The organism is Halopiger goleimassiliensis (genome assembly GCF_000455345.1).
Classification (GTDB): domain Archaea; phylum Halobacteriota; class Halobacteria; order Halobacteriales; family Natrialbaceae; genus Halopiger_A; species Halopiger_A goleimassiliensis.
Genome location: NZ_HG315690.1, coordinates 1,644,131 through 1,668,983, shown reverse-complemented (window position 1 = coordinate 1,668,983; position 24,853 = coordinate 1,644,131). Strand labels below are relative to the sequence as shown.

The 24,853-nt window shown below is 65.8% G+C and carries 25 protein-coding genes; 9 read left to right on the top strand and 16 right to left on the bottom strand.

Going from position 1 to position 24,853, the window contains the following annotated elements:
* Positions 1 to 18: 18 nt before the first annotated feature.
* Positions 19 to 1,887, bottom strand: a complete 1,869-nt coding sequence (locus tag TX79_RS08160; RefSeq protein WP_049926966.1) for a S9 family peptidase — start codon at positions 1,885 to 1,887, stop codon at positions 19 to 21.
* A 198-nt stretch (positions 1,888 to 2,085) separates the two neighbouring features.
* On the opposite strand from TX79_RS08160, the gene TX79_RS08155 reads away from it, so the two are divergent.
* On the top strand, positions 2,086 to 3,030 hold the full coding sequence (locus tag TX79_RS08155) for a M48 family metallopeptidase (RefSeq protein WP_049926965.1): 945 nt from the start codon (positions 2,086 to 2,088) through the stop codon (positions 3,028 to 3,030).
* Positions 3,031 to 3,115: 85 nt separating this feature from the next.
* On the opposite strand, the gene TX79_RS08150 is transcribed toward TX79_RS08155, so the two are convergent.
* On the bottom strand, positions 3,116 to 3,649 hold the full coding sequence (locus TX79_RS08150) for a type 1 glutamine amidotransferase domain-containing protein (RefSeq protein ID WP_049926964.1): 534 nt from the start codon (positions 3,647 to 3,649) through the stop codon (positions 3,116 to 3,118).
* Positions 3,650 to 3,859: 210 nt separating this feature from the next.
* Here TX79_RS08150 and TX79_RS08145 point away from each other — a divergent pair, with 210 nt between their 5' ends.
* Positions 3,860 to 4,306 carry a hypothetical protein gene (locus TX79_RS08145; protein WP_049926963.1) on the top strand — a complete coding sequence of 149 codons (447 nt, stop codon included), beginning with the start codon at positions 3,860 to 3,862 and terminating at the stop codon, positions 4,304 to 4,306.
* 415 nt (positions 4,307 to 4,721) lie between these two features.
* Here TX79_RS08145 and TX79_RS08140 read toward each other — a convergent pair whose 3' ends face one another.
* On the bottom strand, positions 4,722 to 5,402 hold the full coding sequence (locus TX79_RS08140) for a helix-turn-helix domain-containing protein (RefSeq protein ID WP_049926962.1): 681 nt from the start codon (positions 5,400 to 5,402) through the stop codon (positions 4,722 to 4,724).
* Between the two features lie 339 nt (positions 5,403 to 5,741).
* Here TX79_RS08140 and TX79_RS08135 point away from each other — a divergent pair, with 339 nt between their 5' ends.
* A complete protein-coding gene (locus TX79_RS08135) occupies positions 5,742 to 6,266 on the top strand; it encodes a hypothetical protein (RefSeq protein ID WP_049926961.1) in 525 nt (174 codons plus the stop codon).
* A 42-nt stretch (positions 6,267 to 6,308) separates the two neighbouring features.
* On the opposite strand, the gene mce is transcribed toward TX79_RS08135, so the two are convergent.
* The 4 genes from mce to TX79_RS08115 all read right to left on the bottom strand — a co-directional run bounded on the left by mce (position 6,309) and on the right by TX79_RS08115 (position 10,233).
* Complete coding sequence (mce, locus tag TX79_RS08130) at positions 6,309 to 6,692, bottom strand: methylmalonyl-CoA epimerase (RefSeq protein WP_049926960.1); 384 nt, start codon at positions 6,690 to 6,692, stop codon at positions 6,309 to 6,311.
* 80 nt (positions 6,693 to 6,772) lie between these two features.
* Positions 6,773 to 7,612: an aldo/keto reductase gene (locus TX79_RS08125; RefSeq protein ID WP_049926959.1), complete on the bottom strand. Its 840-nt coding sequence runs from the start codon at positions 7,610 to 7,612 to the stop codon at positions 6,773 to 6,775.
* A 213-nt stretch (positions 7,613 to 7,825) separates the two neighbouring features.
* Positions 7,826 to 9,511, bottom strand: coding sequence for an acyl-CoA mutase large subunit family protein (locus TX79_RS08120; RefSeq protein ID WP_049926958.1), 1,686 nt, complete (start codon positions 9,509 to 9,511; stop codon positions 7,826 to 7,828).
* 95 nt (positions 9,512 to 9,606) lie between these two features.
* On the bottom strand, positions 9,607 to 10,233 hold the full coding sequence (locus tag TX79_RS08115; RefSeq protein ID WP_049926957.1) for a GNAT family N-acetyltransferase: 627 nt from the start codon (positions 10,231 to 10,233) through the stop codon (positions 9,607 to 9,609).
* A 546-nt stretch (positions 10,234 to 10,779) separates the two neighbouring features.
* Between TX79_RS08115 and wecB the strand changes: the two genes are divergently transcribed.
* From wecB to TX79_RS08100, 3 genes are all read left to right on the top strand, one after another.
* Positions 10,780 to 11,889, top strand: a complete 1,110-nt coding sequence (gene wecB, locus TX79_RS08110) for a non-hydrolyzing UDP-N-acetylglucosamine 2-epimerase (RefSeq protein WP_049926956.1) — start codon at positions 10,780 to 10,782, stop codon at positions 11,887 to 11,889.
* Between the two features lie 389 nt (positions 11,890 to 12,278).
* Entirely contained in the window at positions 12,279 to 13,250 is a 972-nt protein-coding gene (locus TX79_RS08105; RefSeq protein ID WP_049926955.1) for a phosphoadenosine phosphosulfate reductase family protein, read from the top strand.
* A gap of 72 nt (positions 13,251 to 13,322) precedes the next feature.
* Complete coding sequence (locus TX79_RS08100) at positions 13,323 to 14,522, top strand: AGE family epimerase/isomerase (protein ID WP_049926954.1); 1,200 nt, start codon at positions 13,323 to 13,325, stop codon at positions 14,520 to 14,522.
* Between the two features lie 39 nt (positions 14,523 to 14,561).
* On the opposite strand, the gene TX79_RS08095 is transcribed toward TX79_RS08100, so the two are convergent.
* The 5 genes from TX79_RS08095 to TX79_RS08075 all read right to left on the bottom strand — a co-directional run bounded on the left by TX79_RS08095 (position 14,562) and on the right by TX79_RS08075 (position 18,930).
* A complete protein-coding gene (locus TX79_RS08095) occupies positions 14,562 to 14,771 on the bottom strand; it encodes a DUF7333 family protein (RefSeq protein ID WP_049926953.1) in 210 nt (69 codons plus the stop codon).
* A 64-nt stretch (positions 14,772 to 14,835) separates the two neighbouring features.
* The gene (locus TX79_RS08090; RefSeq protein WP_049926952.1) at positions 14,836 to 15,591 is read right to left on the bottom strand and encodes a hypothetical protein; all 756 of its coding nucleotides are present in this window, start codon (positions 15,589 to 15,591) and stop codon (positions 14,836 to 14,838) included.
* Positions 15,592 to 15,775: 184 nt separating this feature from the next.
* A complete protein-coding gene (locus TX79_RS08085) occupies positions 15,776 to 16,621 on the bottom strand; it encodes an aldo/keto reductase (protein ID WP_049926951.1) in 846 nt (281 codons plus the stop codon).
* Between the two features lie 100 nt (positions 16,622 to 16,721).
* Complete coding sequence (locus tag TX79_RS08080) at positions 16,722 to 18,098, bottom strand: geranylgeranyl reductase family protein (RefSeq protein ID WP_049926950.1); 1,377 nt, start codon at positions 18,096 to 18,098, stop codon at positions 16,722 to 16,724.
* Positions 18,099 to 18,186: 88 nt separating this feature from the next.
* The gene (locus TX79_RS08075; RefSeq protein WP_049926949.1) at positions 18,187 to 18,930 is read right to left on the bottom strand and encodes a proteasome assembly chaperone family protein; all 744 of its coding nucleotides are present in this window, start codon (positions 18,928 to 18,930) and stop codon (positions 18,187 to 18,189) included.
* Between the two features lie 124 nt (positions 18,931 to 19,054).
* Between TX79_RS08075 and TX79_RS08070 the strand changes: the two genes are divergently transcribed.
* Together TX79_RS08070 and TX79_RS08065 are read left to right on the top strand one after the other, a co-directional pair.
* The gene (locus tag TX79_RS08070) at positions 19,055 to 19,963 is read left to right on the top strand and encodes an RsmB/NOP family class I SAM-dependent RNA methyltransferase (protein ID WP_049926948.1); all 909 of its coding nucleotides are present in this window, start codon (positions 19,055 to 19,057) and stop codon (positions 19,961 to 19,963) included.
* Entirely contained in the window at positions 19,963 to 20,517 is a 555-nt protein-coding gene (locus TX79_RS08065) for a DUF7122 family protein (RefSeq protein ID WP_049926947.1), read from the top strand. Before TX79_RS08070 ends, TX79_RS08065 begins: the two co-directional genes overlap by 1 nt.
* Before the next feature lie 17 nt (positions 20,518 to 20,534).
* Here TX79_RS08065 and TX79_RS08060 read toward each other — a convergent pair whose 3' ends face one another.
* On the bottom strand, positions 20,535 to 20,753 hold the full coding sequence (locus TX79_RS08060; protein WP_049926946.1) for a hypothetical protein: 219 nt from the start codon (positions 20,751 to 20,753) through the stop codon (positions 20,535 to 20,537).
* Positions 20,754 to 20,882: 129 nt separating this feature from the next.
* Between TX79_RS08060 and TX79_RS08055 the strand changes: the two genes are divergently transcribed.
* Positions 20,883 to 21,503, top strand: coding sequence for a hypothetical protein (locus TX79_RS08055; RefSeq protein WP_049926945.1), 621 nt, complete (start codon positions 20,883 to 20,885; stop codon positions 21,501 to 21,503).
* A gap of 27 nt (positions 21,504 to 21,530) precedes the next feature.
* Here TX79_RS08055 and TX79_RS08050 read toward each other — a convergent pair whose 3' ends face one another.
* The 3 genes from TX79_RS08050 to TX79_RS08040 form a co-directional block, all read right to left on the bottom strand.
* On the bottom strand, positions 21,531 to 23,393 hold the full coding sequence (locus TX79_RS08050; RefSeq protein ID WP_049926944.1) for a carbon starvation CstA family protein: 1,863 nt from the start codon (positions 23,391 to 23,393) through the stop codon (positions 21,531 to 21,533).
* Between the two features lie 83 nt (positions 23,394 to 23,476).
* On the bottom strand, positions 23,477 to 24,445 hold the full coding sequence (locus tag TX79_RS08045) for an ArsA family ATPase (RefSeq protein WP_049926943.1): 969 nt from the start codon (positions 24,443 to 24,445) through the stop codon (positions 23,477 to 23,479).
* On the bottom strand, positions 24,445 to 24,741 hold the full coding sequence (locus tag TX79_RS08040) for a hypothetical protein (RefSeq protein WP_049926942.1): 297 nt from the start codon (positions 24,739 to 24,741) through the stop codon (positions 24,445 to 24,447). Before TX79_RS08040 ends, TX79_RS08045 begins: the two co-directional genes overlap by 1 nt.
* Positions 24,742 to 24,853: the final 112 nt, after the last annotated feature.

Genomic DNA, 24,853 nt, shown 5'->3' with positions numbered 1-24,853 from the left:
TTCCGGGTCGGACCGGAATCAGAGACGCCGCTCGAGGAAGTCACAGAGCAGGCGGAACATCCGCAGTTTCTGGTCGGAGTCGGTCGAGGCGTGGCCCTCCTCGCCGAGTTCTTCGTACTCGAAGTCGCCGTCCTGGCCGCGTTCGTAGCCGGCTTCCTCGAGGGCGTCGCGGAACAGTCTGGCCTGCGAGATCGGGACGCGCCGGTCGTTGACGCCGTGGACCTGTAGTAGCGGGGCTGCGAGGTTGTCGGCGTACGTGATCGGCGACCGTTCCGCGTACAGGTCGGGGTTCTCCTCGGGCGTCCCGAGGTACTTCTCCATCAACTCGACGCGGAAGTGGGGCATCGTCGTCTCGTACATCTCCTGGAGGTCGGTGAGTCCGATCCAGGCCACGCCCGCGTCGTAGAGGTCAGGGTACTGGACGAGTTGCCAGTACGCCGAGTAGCCGCCGTAGGAGCCGCCGAAGACGGCGACGCGGTCCTCGTCCAGCCAGTCACGGGTCTCGAGGACGTGTTCGACGCCAGCGGCAACGTCGCCCTGTTCCGCACCAGCCCAGTCGCCGATGAGTCGCTCGACGAACTCGCGGCCGCGGCCCGTAGAGCCGCGGTAGTTGACCTCGAGGACGGAGTAGCCCTGCGAGAGGAGCACCTGCGTGTAGAGGTCGAACGATTTGGTGTCCCGACCGCGGGGTCCGCCGTGCGGCTTGACGATCAGCGGCGACGGTCGTTCACCGGAGTCGTAGAACAACCCGCCGATCTCGAGTTCGTCGGCCGGCTCGTGCTCGACGGCGTTCGCGGGCGTCTCGGGGACGCCATCGGATTCGAACGTGACGTACTCGGCGTCGACGAAGTCCGACTGGTCGAACGGGCCGTACTCGGCCGGCAGCAGCGTCTCGTGGGAGTTGTCCGCAAGGTCGTAAACGAGCAGTTCCGTCCGGCGCGTCGGCGTCGTGTACGGCACCAGGAGGCGACTGTCGGCGGACTCGTAGGACGCGCGCCCGCCCTGGGCGTAGCTCGCGACACCGTCCGGCAGGTCGAGTTCGCGTCCCTCGCCGGTCGCGACGTCGTAGACGACCGGGACGTACAGCGGGCCGCGGCACCGGGCTGCGAGCACGCGGTCCCCGCCCGACAGGAAGGAGACGCCGGCTTCCTCGTACTCGTCGCCGCCGAACCACTCGATCGATTCCTCCTCGAGGTCGTAGACCCCCACGCGGCCGAGGTCCGGCGTGTTGTCGTGGACCAGCAGCCGCGTTCCGGTCTCGTCCCAGTCGATCGGCGTCGCTTCGGCCCCGACGGCTCCGATCTCGAGGTTGCGGGCGTCCGAGCCGTCGACGTTCGCGACGTAGACGTCCCGGTTGTCGAAGTCGTCGGCCTCGTTGGTCGCATAGGCGATTCGCTCGCCGTCCGGTGCGAGGATCGGGCCGGTGACGGCCCGGTCGTAGTCCGTGATGGCGGTCGTCTCGCCCGTCGCTACGTCGTGGCGATAGACGTTCATCTGTCCGTCGCGGTTCGAGCTGAGCAACAGCGTCTCGCCGTCGGGACCGACGTCCTGGAGGACGTTCTGGCCGTCCATCTCGACGACCGTCTCGGCGTCGCCCTCGCGGGAGAGTGCGTAAATGTCGTTCTGTTCGTCCCCTGCGTCGTCGAGGTGGAAGTAGATCCGGTCGCCGTCGGCTCCCCACTGCACGGGCCAGCGGGCGTTCCGGGGTACCTGACCGTCGGACCACTGTCCCATTTCCCCGGTCTCGAGGTCGATGACGTGGAGTTCGTTCCGGCCGCTGCCGTCGTAGTAGCAGGCGACCTCGGTGCCGTCGGGCGAGACGACCGGGTGTGCGATCGTCGGCAGGTTCGCGAGTTCCTCGAGCGGATCCTCGACTGCGTCGATCATGGTGGGGACTCACATCCGATACAGGTAAATGTTCAGCAATCCTGAACGAATTTCCGCCTTCGGACGTGACCGATCACGGGACGGCGGATCGACTCGAGTCGGTCATCGGGCGGTTCAGCCGCTCGCTCTTCGGTAGCGTTCCCAGCGGGGGGCGGAGCGCGAAACGCGTTTCAGTCGGCCGCACCTACGGCCGACTGAATGTTCACGCATCGGACCGTTGCCCGGGTGACGATGGTCCTCGTCGGGTGTTTCGTCCTGCTGGCGTACGTCGGGTTGGCGGCCCTGGGGTATTTCGCGCTGACGCTGCTGTGGCTCTCGACGCCGAACTTCGAGACGTTGCTCCTCGTGCTCGCCCTCGGCGGTCTCGTCGGCGGCTACCTGAGTTACCGGTTCGGGACGCGACAGCTACTGTCCAGACTCGAGGCGACCGAACTCCCCCGATCGCGGGCCCCGACGTTCTACCGGCGAATCGATCGCCTGACGGAACGAATGGACCTCTCCGAACCGACGGTCTACGTCGCACGGCTGCCGGTCCCCAACGCCTTCGCGCTCGGCGGGGCGCGCAACGGCGTGATCGTCCTCGATCGATCGTTGTTCCGACTGCTCTCGCTCGACGAACTCGAGGGGCTGATCGCCCACGAACTCGCCCATCTGGAGCGCTACGACGCGTTCGTCCAGACGCTGGCGTACAGCCTCTTCCGCACGCTCGCCGGTCTCGTTCTGCTGGTGCTCTCGCCGGCCGTGTTTCTCGTCGTCGGCGTCGCACGCGCCATCGCGTGGGCGCGCGGTCGCCCCGCCGCGTGGACGGAGACGGTTTTCGGCCGCCTGGTCCGCTGGACGGAACGCGGCGTGACGGTGGGTCTCCTCGCGTTCACGGCGCTGGTTCGTGCCCACTCCCGGCGACGGGAGTACGCCGCCGACGATCGCGCCGCCGTCGTCACCGGGAAGCCGCTCGCGCTCGCCAGCGCGCTGGAGACGATCGAACGGGCCGCGAACCCCCGTCGGGGACTGCTCTCGACGCTGTACGTCTCGCCCGACGAGGAGGACGCGTGGAGTCGCCTGTTCTCGACGCACCCGGACACCGACGAGCGAATCGAACGGCTGGTCGAGCACGCCCGCAGTGGACGTTCGACCGCTCGCTGATACGCGCCTCGAGCGACCGAGAACGCAGTCCCCGCGTACGGCGCGAACCGCGGAAGAAGGCGGGGAAGCGGCCGTCAGTACCGGATCAGGCCGCGATCGGTTCTTCCTCGAGCAGGGCCAGTACCTCGCTCGCGAACGCTGGCAGGTCGTCTGGCACCCGGGCCGTGACGAGGTTGTCGTCCACGACGACCTCCTCGTCGACGAACGTGGCCCCGGCGTTCTCGACGTCGTCCTCGAGGCTCCAGTAGGCCGCAACTGAGCGGTCCTCGAGGACGTCGGCGCTGATCAGCAGCTGCGCGCCGTGACAGATCGCGGCGATCGGCTGGTCGGCGTCGTCGAAGGCCGCGACGATGTCGGCCGCCTCGGGGGCCTCGAGTCGGAGGGGTTCCGGCGAGTAGCCGCCGGGGACGACCAGGAGGTCGTACTCGTCGGCCCACCGGTCGGCGTCGTACTCGTCGATCGCGTAGTCGGCCTCGAACTCGTAGCCGGTCTTGCCCTCGATCGTCTCGCCGTCGGGTGTCGCGACGTCTACCTCGTGACCGGCCTCCTGTAGGCGGTAGTAGGGGTAGTTGAACTCGCTGTCCTCGACACCATCCGTGGCGAGTACGATCGCACGCATGGTTCGGTCGACGCTAGAACGACGGTTCGAAAAAACGCTGACGCTCCGTTCCAGCCCCGTTTCTCTCGCAAGGTATACGGGTCGGACGTCGCGACGACCGTCCCGTCTTAATGTCGACACGCGTCCAGCCGCGGGTGTTTGGGCGTCGCCTCCCTCGAGACGGGTGCACGGAACAGGCCGGGTGCCGAGACGGCATCGGTGGGAGCCCGTATGATCGACGCGAATCTCGCGGTCGCTGGGTGCGGACTCGCTCTCGCGGTAGCGATCGGGCTGCTCGTTCACGAAGGAACCCACGCACTGGTGTTACGGCTGGCCCGGATCGAGTACGGGGTGTCGCTCTTTCCGGGCCGATCGAAGGGCGTCCTGGGATTGCTGGCCAGTTGTCCGTGGGCGGCCGTCCACCCGCGTCCAGCGGGTGAGGTACCGCCCTGGAAACTCCGACTCGCCGCACTGGCCCCACTGGCGATGGGTCTGCCCGTCCTCGTCTTCGTCGGCTCGGGTACCGTCTCGCTCGAGACCCCGCTCGGGACGGCGGTGACGATCGGCTGGCTCGGCTGCGCGATTCCGAGCCCACAGGACTTCTCGGTCGCTTTCTACGCCCACCGACGGCTCGAGGCCGACGCATCGGGGTTCGACGCCACGGTCGCCGACGACTGAACCGCGACCCAACGGCTCGGACGACGAGTTATACGAGGAGTATCAGTGGGACGAGCCACCGGCATGCTGGCCCGACCCAATGGATCGTACAACAGAGGTACGGTCACACAGCCACGAGTGACCGCGAGCGCTGTTTGAGCACGAGTGATCCACCGGCGCTCACAGGGTTCAGTTATCGGGCAATGCGTCACGGGTCGGCATCACGCCGACACCAGTATTGTCTGTCTGTTTAATAATAAAACTACCTCTCGAGGCGAATTCGCCACTATATCAGATATTGGAAAACGATCGTACAAACTAGTCCGTATTCAGTGATGTATATCAGATAATTATTCGAGTCGCCCCTCTCGTTTTCCACGCTCGTCGATCACGCTGGTAGATCGACGGCCGTTCGACAGGGTCGTGGTCGTCCCGATCACGGATCGATCTTCGTCGGGCCGAGGCCGCCCTCGAGTTCCGAACTGATGAGCGCCGCGTGACTGCGACGCAGTCGCTCCGAGAGTGCCTGGTGGGAGACGTCGAGTTCCGCCGCCAGCTCCTCGAGCGTGATCTCGCGAGGAACGTCGAAGTAGCCGAGTTCGTGGGCCGTCCAGATCGTCTCGTACTGCGTCTCGGTCAGGGGCGTCCCGGCCCGCTCGAGGTCGTCGATGCCGCGAACTCGGACGACCTCGACGTCGTACTCGTAGCGCTGGAACCGCTCGTGACAGGTCGAGACCGATTCCCGGTCGTGGAACAACAACTGCACGTTCCAGGTGCCGTCGCGTCCTCGAGCGCTCATGATCGCGCCGTCGTTCTCGAGGACGATCTGCTCGAAGAGTTTGAACCCCTCGTCGAACGCGAGGCGGAACAGCCACCCCGCACGCTCGTCGTCGGCGTCGTCCCCGCTGTCGGACGAGAGCCGTGCGATCACGTCGACGGACGGGTCCTCCTCGAGCGTCGTTTCGATCGTCGGCCGGTCGGTCCCCGAGACCTGACACAACGGAGGCGCGTCGCCGACGAGGCCGCGCACCTGGAATTCGAACGACGGAATCCGATCGAACGTTCGCGCGAATCCGAGCCGTTCAGCCGGAACGTCGAGTTCGACCACCGTCGTCATCACCCCAAGCCACCACGATGCCGTATAGACCCGTTGGGTTTCCGGTAGCCTTTCCCGCCACCCAATCGCCGTGAGTGTCAGCTCTGAGCGAGGATCAGGATCGTTGACGAGCGCGTACTCGTCGCTTACACAGACGTTCTCTCGGTTCGATTGTCATATTATCACACTGTCGAATCCCTCGGAACCGGCGGCTACGACGGCAGTATCGGTCGTTCGGATCGCTGGGTCGAAGACGGCTGGGACGAGTGCTCGAGCGGACACCGCGGGGAGTTGCACAGGGGCCGACGCGGATTCGAACGGACCACAACGTTCGAGTAAGTGTCGTCCCCAGCGACGCGTATGGAGGCGTTTATCGCGGAGAACCTCGAGCGCTACGCCGACACCCAGGGGGTGTTGCCCGAGCGACTCGAGGAGTTCGGCGACACCTATCGCGAGCAGGGGTATCTCACCCGCGAGCAACTGTACGAGATCGCCTACGAGTCCTCGACGCGCAGCGCCTACCACGTCGAGCGCAACCCCGAAGCGCGGTGTCGAACCGTCACCGCGAACGTGCTGGCCGTCGACGACGACTTCTCGAAGATTCAACTGCTGACGGGCCTCTCCGGGTTCAAGGCCCCGACGGCGTCCTGCGTCCTGACGGCGTACGATCCCGAGCGCCACGCCGTCGTCGACACTCGCGTCTGGGCCTCGCTCGAGCGTCTGGACTACCTCGAGGGCCGCAAGGAGTCGTTCGACGCCGACGACTACGTGACCATGATCGAGCCGATCCGCGAGATCGCCGACGACACGGGTTACAGCGTCGCCGAGGTCGGCTACGCGCTGTTCGCCTACGACGATCACGTCCGGGAGGGGACGCTCCACTGACGCCCCCGTCCGAACCGCGCTCGAGTCGGGACGGTCGGACCCTCAGTGTTCGACGAACTCGATCAGGATGCCGCCGGTGTCCTTCGGATGCAGGAAGGCGACGCTGTGGCCCCACGCACCCTCCCGTGGCTCCTCGTCGATCAGCGTCACGTCGTGCTCGCGCACTCTTTCGAGCGCGGCTTCGACGTCGTCGGTTCCCAGTGCCAGGTGGTGGATGCCCGGCCCGTTCTCCTCGAGATACTGCGAAATCGTCCCCTCCTCGAGGGGCTCGAGCAGTTCCAGGAAGCCCTCGCCGACCGCGAGGAATACCACTCGCATCCCGTCGAACTCCTCCTCGTGGGCGACCTCGAGGCCGAAGAGGTCGCCGTACAGGTCGGCCAGCGCGCGTGCGTCCTCGGTCGCGATCCCCGCGTGATCGAAGTGCATGATCGACCGTTACCGACCGGGCGTCAAATATCGCGGGGATCTCGCTCGAGGCTCCGGGACGTCGCTGGTGGAACGACGACTCAACGCAGGCCGAGTTTCGACACGAGGGCGCTCCAGCGCCCGTCGCCGAGGTCGGCGACCGCGTCCATCTCCGCTGGGTCCAGTTCGAAGTCGAAGACGTCGGCGTTGGTCTCGACGTGCGCCGGCGAGGCGGCCTTCGGGATCGCCGCCACCATCGGTTGTTGAACCAGCCACCGCAGCGCGACCTGTGCGGCCGACTTCCCGTACCGGTCGCCGATCTCGCCCAGCCGATCGTCGCCGGGGACGGCTCCTTCAGCCAGCGGGCTGTAGGCCGTCAGGCAGACGTCGTGTTCGACGCAGTACTCGAGCAACTCGGGTTGGTGATGGTACGGGTGGTACTTCACCTGGTTCGCGACGATCGGTGTGTCCGAGAGTTCGCGAGCACGATCGAGTGCCTCGACCGGGAAGTTGCTGACGCCGACGTGATCGACGCTACCCTCGTCCTGTAACTCGTTCATCGCCGAAAGGGTCTCCTCGAGGGGCACTTCATCGCTCGGCGCGTGGAGCAAGAGCAGATCGACGGTCGTGAGGCCGAGGCGCTCGAGGCTCGTCCGGGTCGACTCGAGGACGTCCTCACGTGCGGCGTTGTCGGGGTGAACTTTCGTGACGACGAAGACGTCGTTGCGATCGACGGTACTGGCGGCGATGGCGTCGCCGACTGCCGACTCGTTGTCGTACAGCTGGGCGGTGTCGACGTGGCGGTAGCCGACCTCGAGGGCTCGTTCGACCGCCTGACGACACTCGTCGCCGGTCATGCGGGCCGTTCCGAACCCGAGTGCGGGAATCTCCGCACCGTCGGCCGAGACGGTCGCCGTCGAGACGCTCGATTCGGTTCCCATGGTGCAGCGTTCCCCGTCTTCAGGCTTGAAATCTCGCCCGATCGCTGGATCTCGCCGGGCTAATCACCCGGCGTACGACGAGTGCCACGGACTGGTGGACGCGTCGGTGCTCGAGAATTGGACGGTCGCGTCTCGCGTCGTCGGGTAGTGACTGGAGGTGCGGTCACTAGAGGAGAACCGATGCGAGATCCCGACGACGATACGATCCCCCGATTAGACCGCGCTACCCGGCTGGTATTCGCCGAACTCCTCGCGGAGGACGCCACAGATCTCGCCGACGGTCGCGTACGCCTTCACCGCGTCGATGATGTAGGGCATCAGGTTCTCCCCAGTCCGGGCCGCGCCGCGCAGCGCCTCGAGCGCGGCGTCGACGGCCTCGTCGTCGCGGTCGGCGCGGACGGTCTCGAGGCTGTCGATCTGGCGCTGCTGGTCCTCTTCGGTGACCTCCTGGACGTCCATCTCGGGTTCCTCGTCCTCGATCTCGAACTCGTTGACCCCGACGATGATCCGTTCGCTCTCCTCGATCTCCTTCTGGCGCTCGAAGGCGGTGTCCTGGATCTGGCGCTGGACCCACTGTTGTTCGACGGCCTCGAGCATGCCGCCCCGGTCTTCGACCTCCTCGAGGATCTCGTAGGCTTCCGCCTCGACCTCGTCGGTGAGCGATTCGACGTAGTAACTGCCGGCGAGCGGATCGATGGTGTCGGCCGCGCCGGACTCGTGGGCGAGGATCTGCTGGGTTCGGAGTGCGGTTCGGACCGACTCCTCCGTGGGGAGCGCGAGGGCCTCGTCCTTCCCGTTCGTGTGGAGACTCTGCGTCCCGCCGAGCACCGCGGCCAGCGCCTGGTAGGCGACGCGCACGACGTTGTTCTCGATCTGCTGGGCGGTCAGCATCGAGCCCGCGGTCTGGGTGTGGAACTTGAGCTGCTTCGATTTGGGATCGTCGGCGTCGAAGCGCTCGTCCATGATGTCGTGCCACATCCGGCGAGCGGCGCGGAACTTCGCCACCTCCTCGAAGATGTTGTTGTGGCCGTTGAAGAAAAAGGACAGTTGCGGAGCGAACTCGTCGACGTCCAATCCCGCATCCAGGGCGGCCTCGACGTACTCGATGCCGTTGCCCAGCGTGAAGGCCAGTTCCTGGGCGGCCGTCGAGCCGGCCTCGCGGATGTGATAGCCCGAGATGGAGATCGTGTTGAACTTCGGGGTCTCCTCGGCACAGAACTCGAAGATGTCCGTGATGATCCGCATCGACGGCTCCGGCGGGTAGATGTAGGTGTTACGGGCGATGTACTCCTTCAGAAGGTCGTTCTGGATCGTCCCCCGGAGTTCCTCGCGGTCGACGCCCTGCTTGTCGCCGACCGCGATGTACATCGCCAAAAGCACCGAGGCGGGGGCGTTGATCGTCATCGAGGTCGAGACCTCGTCGAGGGGAATGCCGTCGAAGACGGTCTCCATGTCCTCTAAGGAGTCGATGGCGACGCCGGCCTTCCCGACCTCGCCGGCGGCCATCTCGTCGTCCGAGTCGTACCCCATCTGGGTCGGCAGGTCGAAGGCCATCGAGAGGCCGGTCTGTCCCTGATCGAGCAGGTAGTGGTAGCGCTCGTTGGTATCTTCGGGCGTCGAGAAGCCGGCGTACTGGCGCATCGTCCACAGGCGACCCCGGTAGCCCGTCGAGTAGACGCCGCGCGTGTACGGCGGTTCGCCCGGGTTGCCGAGGTCCGCCTCGTAATCCAAGTCCGCGACGTCGTCGGGCGTGTAGAGGCGATCGACTTCTTGACCCCCCGTATCGGTGGTAAATGTCTCCTTCCGCTCGCCAAAGCGCTCGAGGACGGGTTCGACTTCCTCCTCGTGCCACTCCTCCTTGCTGGCACGGATCTCCTCGAGTTCGTCGGGATCGAACATTATAGATATCGACGTGGTCGGAGGGCTTCAAGCTTGATGAACGCACCAGGCTTGCGGGGCCACGCGTCGGCGATCCGGGGGCGGTGGCGTTCGACTCAGTCGCCCGTATCGTACTTGTACGTCGCCGAATCCGGATCGATACCGAAGTCCTCGGCGGATTCGTCCGTCGACGCGTCGGAACGGCCTTCCGGTGCGCGTTTGAACGCCTCCCGGAGACGCTCGGGCATGCGGAACCGGTCGACCTCGAGTGCGTACGGCACGGCCTCGGGATCGACGCCGTCACGTTTGGATTCGAGTCGATCCTCGAGCGCGTCGGGAAGCCGGGACTCCTCGATGCGGCGAAACCCGAACTGGGCGAGGTATGCTCCCTCGCTCGTCAGCGCGTAGACGGTATCGAACCCTTCGTCGCTCGCGTACTCGACGAGGCGCTCGACGACGTGTGCGCCGACGCCCTGGCCGCGCCACCCCTCGAGGACGCCGATGCTGGTCAACTCGCAGACGTCGTCTGCACCCCCATTGGCGCGACCGGAGTCGGCATCGGACGACGACGTTCCGTCGGCCTTGTGGATCCGGATGCGTCCGAAACCGGCTTTCTCGCCCGATTCCTCGTCCACGGCGACGACGTAGTCACGCGAGCGGAACGCCGTTTCGTCGAGACCCATGGCCTCGATGTGATCGAGCAGCCAGACCTCCTCCCGGTTTTTCGCGTCCCGCACGTACATGATTCGAGGTACGGAACGTGCGGCCAAAAGGATTTGCGGGTCGGGCTGTTTCGAGGCGGAAACTGACCGGCGTAGTCACCGGTTTCCGCTCTCTCATCGCCTTGCTACGTGCCGTTACACGGTCCTGCGGTCGGATCGAGCCGGGACGATCACACTGAGAGTCAGTCGGGCTGATAGGTGACGATTTCTCGGCGGTAGCGGACTGATAACGAAATGCGATTGTTTGGAAGCAGTGACTGCCATGTTTCACGAGGTGAGCGCGCGTGCAGCGTCCGTCGCTGATACGGAACGCTGTAACGATGTGCCGGTGCAACTCCGATCCGGGGTTGCGGTTGTGCCGGGACTGACTTACAGCAGTCCGTCTGCGGCGATGGCACGCGTTTCCCCGTCTCCGATTCCTGCCGCTCGATCCGTGCTCCGGACGCGACCCAGCCCTCCGGTCGTCTCGAGCCAGCACCTCGACGGGCGCTGCTCGTGGGGAACACCGACGGTGGTGGACCCGTCGGTCGTCAGCCGAACCGAACACACGCACGCGGGGGGCTACTGATGCGTATCTGTTCGATCGTCGGCGCGCGGCCGCAGTTCGTCAAGGCCGCGGTCGTCTCGCGCCAACTCAGGGAGGCGGGTGAAGAGGTCCTCGTCCACACCGGGCAACACTACGACGAGGAACTGTCCGACGTCTTCTTCGAGGAACTCGACATCCCCGAACCGGACTACAACCTCGGCGTCGCCTCGGATACCCACGGCCGGCAGACGGCAAAGATGATCGCGCGTCTCGAACCGGTCGTCGAGGAGACCTCCCCCGACGCCATCCTGCTGTACGGCGATACGAACTCGACGCTGGCGGGAGCGATCGTCGGCTCGAAACGGGACGTCGCGGTCGCCCACGTCGAGGCGGGACTGCGAAGCGAGAACCGATCGATGCCCGAGGAGATCAACCGAATCCTGACCGATCACGCCTCGGATCTCCTCTTCGCGCCGAGCGAAGCGGCGGTGGCTAACCTCGCCGAGGAGGGACTCGGGGACGGCGTCTACCTGACCGGCGACGTGATGTACGACGCCATCCTCGACGCTCGAGAGCGCTCCCACAGACAGTCGACGATCCTCGAGGACCTCGACCTCGAACCGGGGGAGTTCGTCCTCGCGACGGTCCATCGCGCCAGCAACACCGACGACCGGGCGAACCTCGCGTCGATCGTCGACGCCCTCGCGTCGGCCCCCCTGCCCGTCGTCTTCCCCGCGCACCCGCGGACGGTCGACCGACTCGAGGAGTACGGCCTGTGGTCCCGAGCGACGGAGCACCTCGAGGTGATCGAACCCCAGGGGTACCTCGACTTCGTCCGACTGCTCGACGCGGCCGAACGGGTCGCGACGGACTCCGGTGGGGTCCAGAAAGAGGCCTTCTTCCTCGGTACGCGCTGTCTCACGTTACGCGAGGAGACCGAGTGGGTCGAGACGGTCGACTGCGGCTGGAACCGCCTCGTCGGCCCGAACGAGAGCCGCATTCGGGAGGCCCTGCGGGACGACTGGCAGCCGACGGCCGATCCACAGCCCTACGGCGACGGCACCGCCGGCCGCCGGATCGTCGAGTTGCTCGAAGAGCAGTTGCCAGCGCCCAAAGCGGAGCCGCAAGCCGAACCCGTTTCGCTGGACTGACTGGGCACGAACCCTCGCCCGAACGGACCTCCGTCGGGGCTCTTCCAGGGAGACGTCGGTGGGTCCGATAAGAACGCTCGAACCGACGAATCGGCTTGTGGTAGTGACAATACTGTCTCGTACCCCGTCGTGGATCGATCCCGGATCGTCGCTCCGGATTGGAATCACTGGAGCCGACCACTCTCGGGAAATACTCGAGTCGAGAACGACGGCGAGAGCGGACGAATCGGTCGAAATCGGGCGACAGTTGGACTCCGGTATCGGACGGACCCGTTCCCGTCGGCGAGTCCGACGCCGACTCACAACGGGCGACAGCGCTCGAAGATCCCGACAGACGTTTCCGCTCTCCCAAAGGGTTTACGTATCGTAATTATATCTAATTACACGATATGACGGCAGACTTCCCCGACTACGTGGACGTCGATTACGACGACGGCGACGGCGAAGATCCCGAGGACTACCCCCACATCAACGAGAAGATCGAAAAGGCCGTCGAGGTCACGCGGCAGGGCCTCGAGCAGTACGAGAACCCCGCCGTGATGTGGACCGGCGGCAAGGACTCGACGCTCGTGCTGTACTTCGTCACGGAGGTCGCCGACCGGTTCGACCTCGAGGTGCCCCCGGCCATCTTCATCGATCACTACCAGCACTTCGACGAGATCCACGACTTCGTCGACCGCTGGGCCGACGAGTGGGACCTCGAGGTCATCTACGCGCGCAACGAGGACGTCGGCGACTACGTCGACGAACACGACCTCACGCCGGGCGACGAGATCGAGATCGACGAGCTGAACGACCACAACCAGCACCACGTCGAGAACATCCTCGAGTACGAGGAGGACACGTTCCCGTTCCTGCTGGACACCTACGTCGGCAACCACCTGCTGAAGACCGTCGCCCTGAACAACGCCCTGGAGGAGTACGACGTCGACGGGGTCATCTCGGGCGTCCGCTGGGACGAACAGGAAGCCCGGGCCGACGAGACGTTCTTCTCGCCGCGTCACGACCCCGACATCTACCCGCCCCACGACCGCATCCAGCCCATCCTGCAGTTCGACGAGGCCGCCGTCTGGGAGGCGTTCTGGAACTTCGTCGTCCCCGACACCGTCGAGGCGTTCCCCGACGAGGGCTACGTCCCCGAGGGGAAGGACGACCTGCCGGACGACCTCGAGCCCGCCGATACGCCCGTCTCGCCGAAGTACTGGGAAGGGTTCCGGTCGCTCGGCAGCGAAGTCAGCACCGAGAAGACCGAGGACGACCCCGCCTGGCTCCAGAACCTCGAGGAGACGACCGAGCGCGCGGGCCGCGCCCAGGACAAGGAGGACCTGATGGAGCGCCTGCGCGACCTCGGCTACATGTAGGATCGGCGTCTTCGCATCGATCCGGGACGAGGCGAACCACTATGTGATCGCCCGGAGAACGTTCCCTCGCTCGTGACAATCTATCGGACCCGCGAGGGACTTCGTCACCAGTTCCGGGACGTGCTGCACTTCTACTACCCCGACTGCGTCGATACCGCGAGCGGCGGCTACGTCTTCCAACTGGACGAACGCGACGGGCACGTCTACGACGCCCGATCGCGGCACCTCGTCGCGACGGCCCGCGGCGTCCACAACTTCAGTCTCGGTGTCCTCGCGGACGGTCCCGACTGGTGTCGGTTCGCCGCCGAACACGGGCTGTCCTTCCTCTCGAGTGCCCACTGGGACGACGAGTACGAGGGATACGACTGGCTGCTCGAGGGACGAACGCCGGTCGAACGGCGGCGGTACTGCTACGGACACGCGTTCGTCCTGCTCGCGGCGGCCCGTGCCCACCAGGCCGGCATTCCCGGCGCGCGGGCGGCACTCGAGCGGGCCGACGCCGTGCTGGAGCGGCGATTCTGGGAGCCCGATCACGGCCTGTACGCCGATCAGGCCGCAGCCGACTGGTCGTCGCTCGAGCCCTACCGCGGGGGGAACGCGAACATGCACGCCTGCGAGGCGCTCGTTGCGGCGTACGAGGCGACCGACGACGAGCGGTACCTCGACCGCGCCGTCACCGTCGCGGACCGGTTCACCCGGGAGGTAACGAGCGCGACGGACGGACTCCTGTGGGAACACTACACCGAAGACTGGGAGCCGGACCGCTCCTACAACGAGGACGAACCCCGCCACACGTTCCGGCCGCCGGGCTACCAGCCCGGCCACCACGCCGAGTGGGCGAAACTGCTCGCCCTGCTCGCCGATTACCGCGATGAGACGTGGCTCCTCGAGCGAGCACGGGACCTGTTCGACGCGGCGATCGAACTCGGGTGGGACGACGAGTACGGCGGGCTCTACTACACGGTCGAGGCCGACGGCGACCCGAACGTCCCCGACAAGTACGGCTGGGCACACGCGGAAGCCATCGGGGCGAGTGCGCTCTTGAGCCGGTACGACGACGCGTACGCCGCGTGGTACGACCGGGTCTGGGCGTACGTCCGGGAGCACCTGCGCAACCCACGCTACGGGAACTGGTACGAACGGGCGAGCCGAACCGGCGACCGCAACGCGCTGGACCGAGGCCCTGCAGTCGAACCGGGCTATCACCCGCTAACGAACTGCTGGCTTACGATGCGTGCGCTCGAGGCTGAACCACCGGCGTTTGCCGAGTGACGTCGATACGATCGACGACTCGAATTCAACGCGGGTCAGTCAGTGGGTCGCACGGTACTCGCCGTGTTTGACGCCGATCGCGAGGGTGATCGCGCCGAAGACGGCCATCGACGGGAGCACCATCATGAGAATCGTCTCGGTCCCCATCGGCGTCATCGGGGTCAGTTCCGGTACGAGGAACAGTCCGCCGACGCCGATGGCGACGACCGCAACGAAGGCAGCGATCGTTTTGGGGAGGTCGAACTCCATAGCGGACGATTTCGACCGGATCCCTGAAACGAATCGGAAACCGGCAACCCCCTCGAGTCGGGGCCTAGTTCTGCTCCGACGGGCGGACCAGATTGGCCAGGGCGACGAGAACTCCGAGGAACCAGCCCAGTGGGAACGACATTCCCAGCCACATGGCCGCGTAAGCGCCGCCCTCGAGCGTGAAGTTCTCGCGCAACAGCGAGTTGAGGTCCCCGACGAACAGCACGTTATCGAGGATCCAGACCGCGAAGTCGTAGCTCGGATCGAGGACGTACGGCTCGAGCGACGGCGTGACGAGCGCTGCGACGACCGGTGGAAGGAAGATGGCGGTCATCGCGAAGGGGTAGGCGAGCAGGACCGTCGTAAAGCGGCCGCCGAACTTCGCGGACGCTGCCGCGAGCGCTGCGGCGACGACGCCGGCGCTGCTGGCGGCGGCGACCGCGACGAACGCGTCGAAAGGGAGTCTGAGATACGCACTGACGGTCAGTGCCCCCCAGGCGAGGATGGCGACGCCAGTGACGCCGACGATGCCGAGTCGGGTGCGGGTCGAGTCGAGTTTCGCCGCGTAGTAGCGGGTAGCGAGACCGATAACCGTGAGCGGATAGAGGACGAGGAGACCGAGCACTCCCACGGTAGCCCAGCCGTAGTAGCCGATCTTCTGTGGAAGCGTCTCCGGCTTCCACTTACCCATGACGGAGTGGCCGCGGCCGCGCTGACGTGGAAAGACCAGTTCCATCCACGCCCCGTGTAACCGCGCTAAGTCGGTCCGTATCGCACCGACGATGCCACCGCCGCCGCCTCTACGAGAGCGGGTGGACATACGCGAGCCATAACACCCTTGTACCGTAAACTTTCCTGCTCTTTCCGGCCGGACGACAGGTGGCGAAATCGAAGGACGAGCGGCCGATTCGAGGGGCTACGGCGTGATCGCGTTCGTTCACCGAACGGAAAAACGACGTGCGGTGAGACGGGTGTTCGAAGCCGGGATCAGTTCCCGACTACGACTACTGGTTCCACGGGCCGAACTCCGGGTCGACGGCACGGTTGCGCTCCTCGATCGAATCGATCGCCTCGATATCCTCGTCGTCGAGGTCGAGCGAGAGCGACGCCCAGTTGTCGCGGATGTGATCGCCGCCGGTCGCTTTCGGAATCGCCGTGACGCCCTTCTCGCGCAACCAGGCGAGGCTGACCTGGGCCTCGCTGACGCCGTGTTTCTCCGCAATCTCCTGGATTTCGGGCCGGTCGAAGACGTCCCCGCGTGCCAGCGGCGAGTACGCGACGACTTCGACGTCGTTGTCCGCGCAGGTCTCGCGCAGTTCCGACTGGGGCAACAGTGGATGCATCTCGACCTGGTTCGCCAGGATCGGCGCGTCACAGAGTTCGAGGGCTTCCTCGAGTTGTTCCGGGAGGAAGTTGCTCACGCCGACGTTCTCGATCAAGCCCTCCTCGTAGAGCTGTTCGAACGCGCCCAGCGTCTCTTCGGGGTCGTAGGTGCGGGCCGGCCAGTGGACGTACAGCAGATCGACGTAGTCGACGCCGAGTCGATCCAGGCTCTCGCGGGCCGTCTCGAGGACGTCCTCGCGCGCCAGATTGGAGATCCAGATCTTGGTCGCGAGGAAGATCTCCTCCCGGTCGACGTCGGCCCGTGCGATCCCCTCGCCGACGGCCTCCTCGTTGTCGTACGCCTGGGCCGTGTCGATGTGTCGGTATCCCGTCTCGAGCGCCGTCTCGACGCTTTCGGCACATTGGTCGGCGTCGGTGTTCTGCCAGGTGCCGAGTCCGAGCACGGGCATGCCGCTACTTGTCGGACACGATTCGGGTGCGACTGTATCGGCGTCTCGCGTTCCCATGTGTGATAGATACGGGAGCGAGTGAAAGTGGGTTTGGGTTGCGGTCAGGGGTTCGGGGTTTTCGGTTCGATCGGGTTCCGGACGAACGAGTGGGTCGCGTTCAGTACTTGGGCTCCGCGCCGGTAATCTCGTAGACGCGATCCATCAGGGCGTCGCGTTCCTTCCGCCAGGCGTCGAACCGTCCGGGATCGTCCGGGTAGCTGTCGTAGACGTCCTTGAGCGAGACGGCCTCCTTCTGGACCTTGTAGAGATCGTAGAGGGTCCCCCAGTGACCGATCGTCTTGAGGACCGTCTTGAGTTTGAGTCCGAGGCTCATCTCGGTCGTTCCCTTCTTGCCGATCGCGTCGACGATCTGCTGGCCAGGGAGAGCGGTGACGACCGAGACGAGGTCGTCGACGCCGTGTGCGGTCCCGAAGATGTTGTACAGATCCATCGCGGCGAAGCGCTTGCCGAAGTCCGTCTGGACGCGGTGGTTGTACTCCCACAGGCCCGCTTCGCTCACGTCGCCGTCGGAAATCGCTTCGGCCGCGATTTCGGCCGCCCAGTGGCCGGCCTTCGCAGCGCCGGGAATGCCGCCACCGGTGCAGGGATTGACGTGGGCCGCAGCGTCGCCGACGGCCACGTAGCCGGGGTGAACAGCCGAATCGTAGGGGCGACGGGTCGGGAGGGCAGCGCCGAGTTTGTTTTTCACCGTCGCACCCTCGAAGTCGGCCCGGTTCGCCAGGTCGTCCTTGAGGACGTCGACCAGCTCCATCGGTTCCTCGGTCATCTGAAACCCCAGTCCGGCGTTGATCTCGGTCGCCGACCGGGGGAAGTACCAGAGGTAGCCGAGTTCCTCGGTCGGTTTGAACACGAGGGCGTCCTCCCACTCGACCGGTTCGGGGAGTTCGAGCACCTCGCGGTAAGCCGAGCAGAACTGGGAGTAGTTTACGTTCGTATCGAACGCGGACGCGGAGAAGTCGATCTTGTCCTGCAAGACGGACAGTGCGCCAGCACCGTCGATGACGACCTCGGCTTCGTAGTCGACGGGGTCGCCGTCGCGGACTGCACGAACACCCTCGACCCGGGCGTCCGGCTGGATGACGTCGTTGACGACGGTGTCGTAGTGGATCTCTACGCCTGCACGTTCGGTCTCGTCGAGCAACACCTGTCCGTACCGGTAGCGGTCGACGACGGCTCCCGACTCGCCGAAGTCGACGTCGATCGTCTCACCGGTCCGCGGGTTCTCGAAGATGCCACGGGTGATGCTCTCGTTGGTGAACGACTCGGTCCGCAACCGCTCGCGGTCGACGACGTCGGGGAACTTGCTCTTGCCTTTGATGCCGTCCCCGCAGGCGATGTGGCCCGCCTCTTTGGCGGACTTTCGCTCGAGGAGCACGGTCTCGAGCCCCTCACGCGCTGCGGTCGCCGCGGCAAAACAACCGGCCGTGCCGCCGCCGACGACGACGACGTCCGCCGTTTCCGTACTGGGAGCCATCTGTACGTCGATCGAACGGTATCAGAAATAAAAAACACAATGAAAATGTTGTGTCCTCGATACGAGGACGAAACGACGCGTACGATGGTTACTGGTACATCCGCAACGGCTGGGCCTGCGTACTCTCGTCCTGGCCGACCGCCTGCATCTGCTGGGCGAGCTGCTCGCGTTTCCGGCGGATTTCTTCGGCCCGGTCGACGAGTTCCTGGACGTCGATTTCGACGTCGGCTACCGGTCCGATGCCCTCCTCGAGGAGGACGCTCGCGGCCTCGGGATCGGGAAACTGCGGGTTACATCGGACGATCAGTCCGAGACTGTCGGAATCCAGTTGAGCCGCGCGGTTGATCAACGCCCCGGTCGGGCCGGTGACGACGCCGTCTTCCGGCGGGACCGCGACGTCGTGGCGCTCGAGCGTCTCGCCGGCGTCGCCGGTCGCGATGCCGTACAGTTCCAGGCGGTTCTCCTCCTGGTCGGCCGGGAGGCCGCTCAGGTAGATCGGCGTCGCGTTTCGCTCGGCGATCCAGTTGGTGAGGCAGTCGGCGACGTCGTCGACGGCCTGGGCGGCGATCGGCGCGTCGCTCTGGAGGGCGATCAGGTTCTCGGCCTCGTCGACGTAGAGTCGGACCGGCGGCCGCGCAGTTCGGTCGTCGCCCCGGTAGACGCCGATGCTGGGTAACCCGTCACAGTGGACGCTCGCGTAGTACTCCATCCCGAGTTCCTCGACGAGGTGATCGGTCGCGATCTTGCCCACGAGGCCGACGCCCGGGAACCCCTCGACGAGCACCGGGTCCTCGAGGTCGACGTCCGGGCCGTGCTGACGGATAGCTGCCATACCGTCGCCTTGGGCCGGAGCCCGCATAAAAACGGGGGCAGCGTACTCGGATGCTGACGGCGGCCGTGATCCCGGTTTCCACGGTTCGAAACCCACAAACGCCGGCGCTGCGAACGGACGGTCGATGGAGCCACTCGAGCGGTATCGACCGATCGTCGACGACTTCGAGGCGTTCCTCGCGGCCTGCCGCCGACCGCTCGGTAACGCCGTGCGGGTCAACACGATCACGGCCTCGGTCGAGCGCGCACTCGCCGCCCTCGAGGCGGAGGACGTCGGCTACGAGCAGGCCGACTGGAACCCCCGCGTGCTGCGCCTCGAGACCGACTCGCCGGGGTCGACCTGGAGTTCCTTCCACGGCTTTACCCACGGCCAGGAGGAGGTTTCGGTCGTTCCACCGGTCGTCCTCGATCCCCAACCCGGCGAGCGGGTCTGGGATTGCTGTGCCGCGCCGGGCGGGAAGGCTACCCAGATCGCCGCGCTGATGGACGACTGCGGCACGGTGGTCGCCAACGACAGCAACCTCGGGCGTATCTCGGCGCTGCGGTTCAACGCGGAACGACTGGGTGCGACCAGTCTGGCGGTCACCAACCAGGACGCGCGCAACTACTCGCTGAAACCGTTCTCGTTCGACGCGTTCGACCGGGCGCTCGTCGACGCCCCCTGTTCCTGCGAGGGGACGATCCGGAAGAACCCCGACGCGCTCGACGACTGGTCCGAGGACCACATCGCGTCGGTCTCGGGCATCCAGAAGGGGATCCTCCGGCGCGCCGTCCAGGCGACCCGCGAGGGCGGTACCGTCGTCTACTCGACGTGTACGTTCGCCCCCGAGGAGAACGAAGCGGTCGTCCAGCACGCCCTCGACGCGGAGGACTGTCGCGTCGTCGAGTTCGACCTCGGCCTCGAGCACTCGCCGGGACTCACCGAGTGGGACGGCGAGGAGTTCGACTCGACGCTCGAGCGGGCGGCCCGGATCTACCCTCACCAGAACGATACTGGCGGCTTCTTCGTCGCCAAACTGGAGGTGACCGCCTGATGGCGGGCGACGGCGACGCGAACGGATCCGCCGATTCGGCGGCCGACCTCGAGCAAAACGACGGCCAGCGGTTCGATCGCCTTCCCGCAACGGCCGCGGAGCGCACCGTCGAGGGCCGCGTCAGTCGGGAGGCTGTCCTCGAGTACTTCGACGACCGGTTCGGCATCCCCCCGGAGACGTTCGAGGAGTACACGTTCTGGGAGAAAGGTGCCGGCAAGATCTGGATCTACGCCGGGGAGGCCCCGACGCCGATCGAACTCGAGTCGCTGGGCATGACTTGCCTCCGGACGCGGCAGGAACACTGGAAGCCGACGACGGACTTCGCCCAGCGATTCGGCGGGCACGCGACCGAGTGCGTGATCGAACTCGACCGCGGGGAAGCCCGACGGTTCGCGAGCGGTGAGGACCAGGAACTCGAGCGCTGGGACGGCGACTGGGGGTACCTGATCGCCGCCCACGAGGTCGCGGGCGAACTGGAACCGCTCGGGATCGGCCTCTACGTCCACGGCGAACTGCGTTCGATGGTCCCGAAGGGACGACAGCGAGACCTCTGAGGGGGCCGCCCGGTCGTTCAGCGCCCCCAGGTGAGACGGTCGACCGTCGCGCCGATCCGATCGGCGACCCCCGCGAGCCACGCTCCCGGCGAGACGGTGCGTAACTGGTCTTCCTCGACCTCGATACGGTCCGCCCCGTACGGACCCTCGTCGTCCTCACCGTCGTCGCCCCCCGAGGCGACCTCGACCGCCGTCGACATCGCACAGCGGCCGCAGGCTTCGCGATAGGATGTCATACGATCACGTACGACATGCTCGTCCGTAAGCCCACCGGTGACCCCGTTCTCGACCGGTCGGGGGTTCGGAGGTCGAGCACCCGGTCGACTCGGCGACGAGTTTTAGTTCTCCCCGTCGCATCCTCGAGTATGAGCGACGGGACGGGTAGCGAGGACGCCACGGCGGGATCGCTCCCGGAGGAAATCCTCGAGGCAGTCCCCGACTGGGAAGACGAGTACCTGAATCGGGTGGCCCATCGACTCGTCCACACCTACGACCTCGAGAAGGACGTTACCGCGAACGGGGAATCGTTCGCCCTCCACGGCGACCTCCGCGTCGAGAGCAGCAAACACCTGTTTCACCCGTCGATCACCTACGCGAACCACCGCATGCGGGAGTACCTCTACGCCGACCGCCGCTCGAGCGTGCGCGTCGCCGACCTCGAGCGACTGGTCGCACTGGGCCACGACCTGGCCGACGAGCGGGTCGACCCGGACGATCGCCACCGGGCGACGGAGTTTACGTTCGTCCTCGTCGCTCCCTCGATCCCCGACGAGGTTCGGGAGTTCGTCGCTGGCTTCTCCGATCGAACCCTGCTCAAATACGGCTTCCACGGCCACTACGAGATCCACCTCGGCGTCGTCGCGCCCGACCGGGAGGTCGTCGTCTCGAGCGACCGCACGGAGATCGACGCGGCGTTTGCCACGTGGGAGCCGATCGAACGGGACCGTAGCCTCCTCAGTCGCGTCCTGGGGCTGTTTTCCCGATAGCCGACAGTAGTGAAGGGCGAAACGGGGTCAGTCGTCGTCGGTCCCCACGGCGGGTTCGTCGGTCGACAGCAAGCTCTCGCGGGCCGACTGCAGGTTGTCGTACCCCATCCGGATGATCGAGAGCGCGAGGAAGATCAGCACGAACGCCAGCAGCATCCGGAGCCCGCTCGAGATCATCTCGATGATCGACGCCTCGGCCCGCCAGGCGGCGTCGAGCAGTTGCCGGTTGAGGTTCTCGACGAACGCCAGCCACAGCAGGCCGACGACCGTGACGACGGCCATGATCACGACCGGGACGCCGGTCGTCAACAGCTGTTTGGTGTCCTTCCAGTTGGCGAGCCAGACGGTCGCGGTCAACAACGCGAGCGCCGCGAGCAACTGGTTCGCGCCGCCGAACAGCGGCCAGATTTCCTCCCACTGGCCGCTCGAGACGAGCAGATATGCGGCCCCCGTCGCGAGGGCAGTGTTGACGTACCGGTTGGCTGCGACGTTCTCGACGCCTGTCTCGGGCGTGCCGACGAGTTCCTCCATCATGTATCGGCCCAGTCGCAGGCCCGTATCCAGGCTCGTCAGCAGGAAACTGACGAACACGAGCGCCATGAAGACCTCGCCGGTGAGCATCGGGATGCCGAAACTGGTGAGGATGAGACCGCCACCTTCAGCGAAGTTCGGGAGGGCTGCGGCGATGCCCTCGACGCCTTCGGCGGTCACAGCGATGACGGAGACGGCCGCAAGCGCCGTCGCCGCGAGCAGGCCTTCGGCGAGCATCCCGCCGTAGCCGATCAGGCGAGCATCGGTCTCGCGGTTCAACTGCTTCGCCGTCGTCCCCGAGGAGACCAGCGAGTGGAAGCCGCTGATCGTCCCACACGCGATGGTGATAAATAACAGCGGGAACAGCGGCATGGCGACGTCGACCAGTTCGCTACCCATAAAGCTCGTATACGCGGGCAGCTGGATCTCGAGCGCTGCGGCACCGGTCGCTCCGTCCGGCGCTTCGGCCGTCCCGAGGAACGTGCCGACGACGACCGCGAGCAGCGTTCCGCCGACCCCCGTATAGAGGAGAAACGACGAGAGGTAATCCCGCGGCTGGAGCAACACCCAGACCGGAAGAATCGCAGCGACGAAGGCGTACAGCAACGAGACGATGACCCACGCTGCGACGTTTCCGCTCTCGAAGACGGTCGCACCGGGGACCCACATCCCGTCCCCGTCGAACAGGATGTACGCCTCGTCGGCGAACGCCGCGGGTTCGAACAGCGCGATCGGATACTGTAACCCGACCCAGACGCTCGCGAAGACGCCGGCAACGAACAGGAGCGTCCCCGGAATGAACGGGAGATCCAACTGGTAGAGCCAGACGCCGAAGACGAGCGCGAGTCCGATGTAGAGCAGGCTCGCGGTCGCGGCCTGCGGATAGGCGTCGAGGATGACGGCCACCAGCAACGCGAACACCGCCACGACGAGGATGATCACCAGGAAGGCGAACCAGAGGAACATGTTCTTCCCCCGCTCGCCGATGTACTCGCCGATGATGTAGCCGATCGACTTCCCCTCGTGGCGCACGCTCGAGGACAGCGACATGAAGTCGTGGACCGCGCCCATCAGCGGGTTGCCGATCGCGACCCACAGCAGTGCAGGCACCCAGCCCCAGACGAGCGCCGCCGTGATCGGGCCGGCGATCGGCGCGCCGCCGGCCACGCTCGAGAAGTGGTGGCCGAGCAGTACCGGTTTCTTCGATGGGACGTACTCCTGGCCGTCCTGGTACTTGTGGGCCGGCGTCTCCCTGGAATCGTCGAGTTCGACGAACTGTGAGAGGTACCGGCCGTACCCTACGTACCCCACCGTAAACAGGACGAGCACCGTCGCGACGATCCATATTACCCCGGTCATAGGTACCTATTTCCGCCGATTTTCCGTGCACGATCATAAATCATGCGGAAAGGTAACACGCGTCGTGAGCAGCTAACGCACGATTATCGCCGGTCGTCGCGTTCGATCCCGAGGTCGAGATCGGATGCGACGTCGGCGAGTCGATCGCCGCGGATCTCGGCGACGCGTGACTCGACGGTACCGAGTATCGGCGGCGATAGCCGCTCGCGTGCGGTCTCGAGCCGTTTCCGCTCGGTTTCGACCCGGTCGCGAAGGTACCGTGCGCCACGCCCCTCCTCGTGGGGTTCGGGTTCGGGGGTGAGCCGGTTGGCAACCAGCCCGTGGACGGTCAGGTCCTGCTCCTCGAGGCGGTCGATCGTGCGTTCGGTCTCCCTGATCGAGAGCGAATCCGGATTGAACACGAGGACGAACGCGGCGTCTTCCCGGAGCGTGTCGCCGGCGAACTCGAAGAACTCCTTGCGATCCTCGAGGTGGGCGAGTATCGGATCGCCCTCGAGCACCCGACGCGGTTCCCGATCGCCGATCGCCGCCCGCTCGTAGCGATCGATGCTCCGGCGACGCTTGGTCGCGAGCCGGTCGATCCAGCCCTCGAGGTGGTCCGGCAGCGAGAGCAGCCGTAACGTACCGCCCGTCGGGGACGTGTCGAAGACGATCCGGTCGTATCCCTCGGCGTCGCGCATCACCGTGACGAACCGGTCGAACAGCGCAGCCTCGTAGGCACCGGGCGTCCCGTGGGCCATCTCGATCTGGCTGTCGACCTCGTTGACCATCGCCGCCGACACCTGCTCGGAGAGTTTCCCCCTGATCTCCTGGAGATGCCGGGACACCTCCTCGTCGGGATCGATCTCCATGGCCGACAGGCCGTCGACGCCCTCGACGGACCGCGGCTCGTCGCCGAAGGACTGGTCGAACAGGTCGCCGACGGAGTGGGCGGGGTCGGTCGACACCAGCAGCGTCTCGAGGCCGTCCCCCGCACAGTTGTAGGCGTGGGCGGCCGCGATCGTCGTCTTGCCGACGCCACCTTTCCCCCCGACGAAGACGTGTCGCACCATCAGAAGTGATACTGTCGTCCCTTCCGCTCGACGAGCGTACTTCGATCCCAGAGCCGTCGCTCCCAGGCGAGGAACTCGTTCTCGAGGTACGGGACGAGCTCGGCCGTGTAGTACGAAATCGGCGACGGGACCCCGAATGCGTCGGGGAAGCACGCGAGCATGAACGCGTCCTCGATGTCCTCGGCCTCGGCCTCGATCTTCTCGTACGCCGGATGCGAGATCATCCCGTGATAGAGGCCGTGCAGCCACTCCTCGACCGTGGCCCGGAACCTGGCGATTCGCTCGGCGAGTGTCATCGTCTCACATGCATGGACAAAACCCCAAAAATCTATCGCGTCAGGCAGGTCTCGACGGACCATCGAGGGCAAATCGCCCGTAATTCGATACTAACCCGGACACCCCGAATGT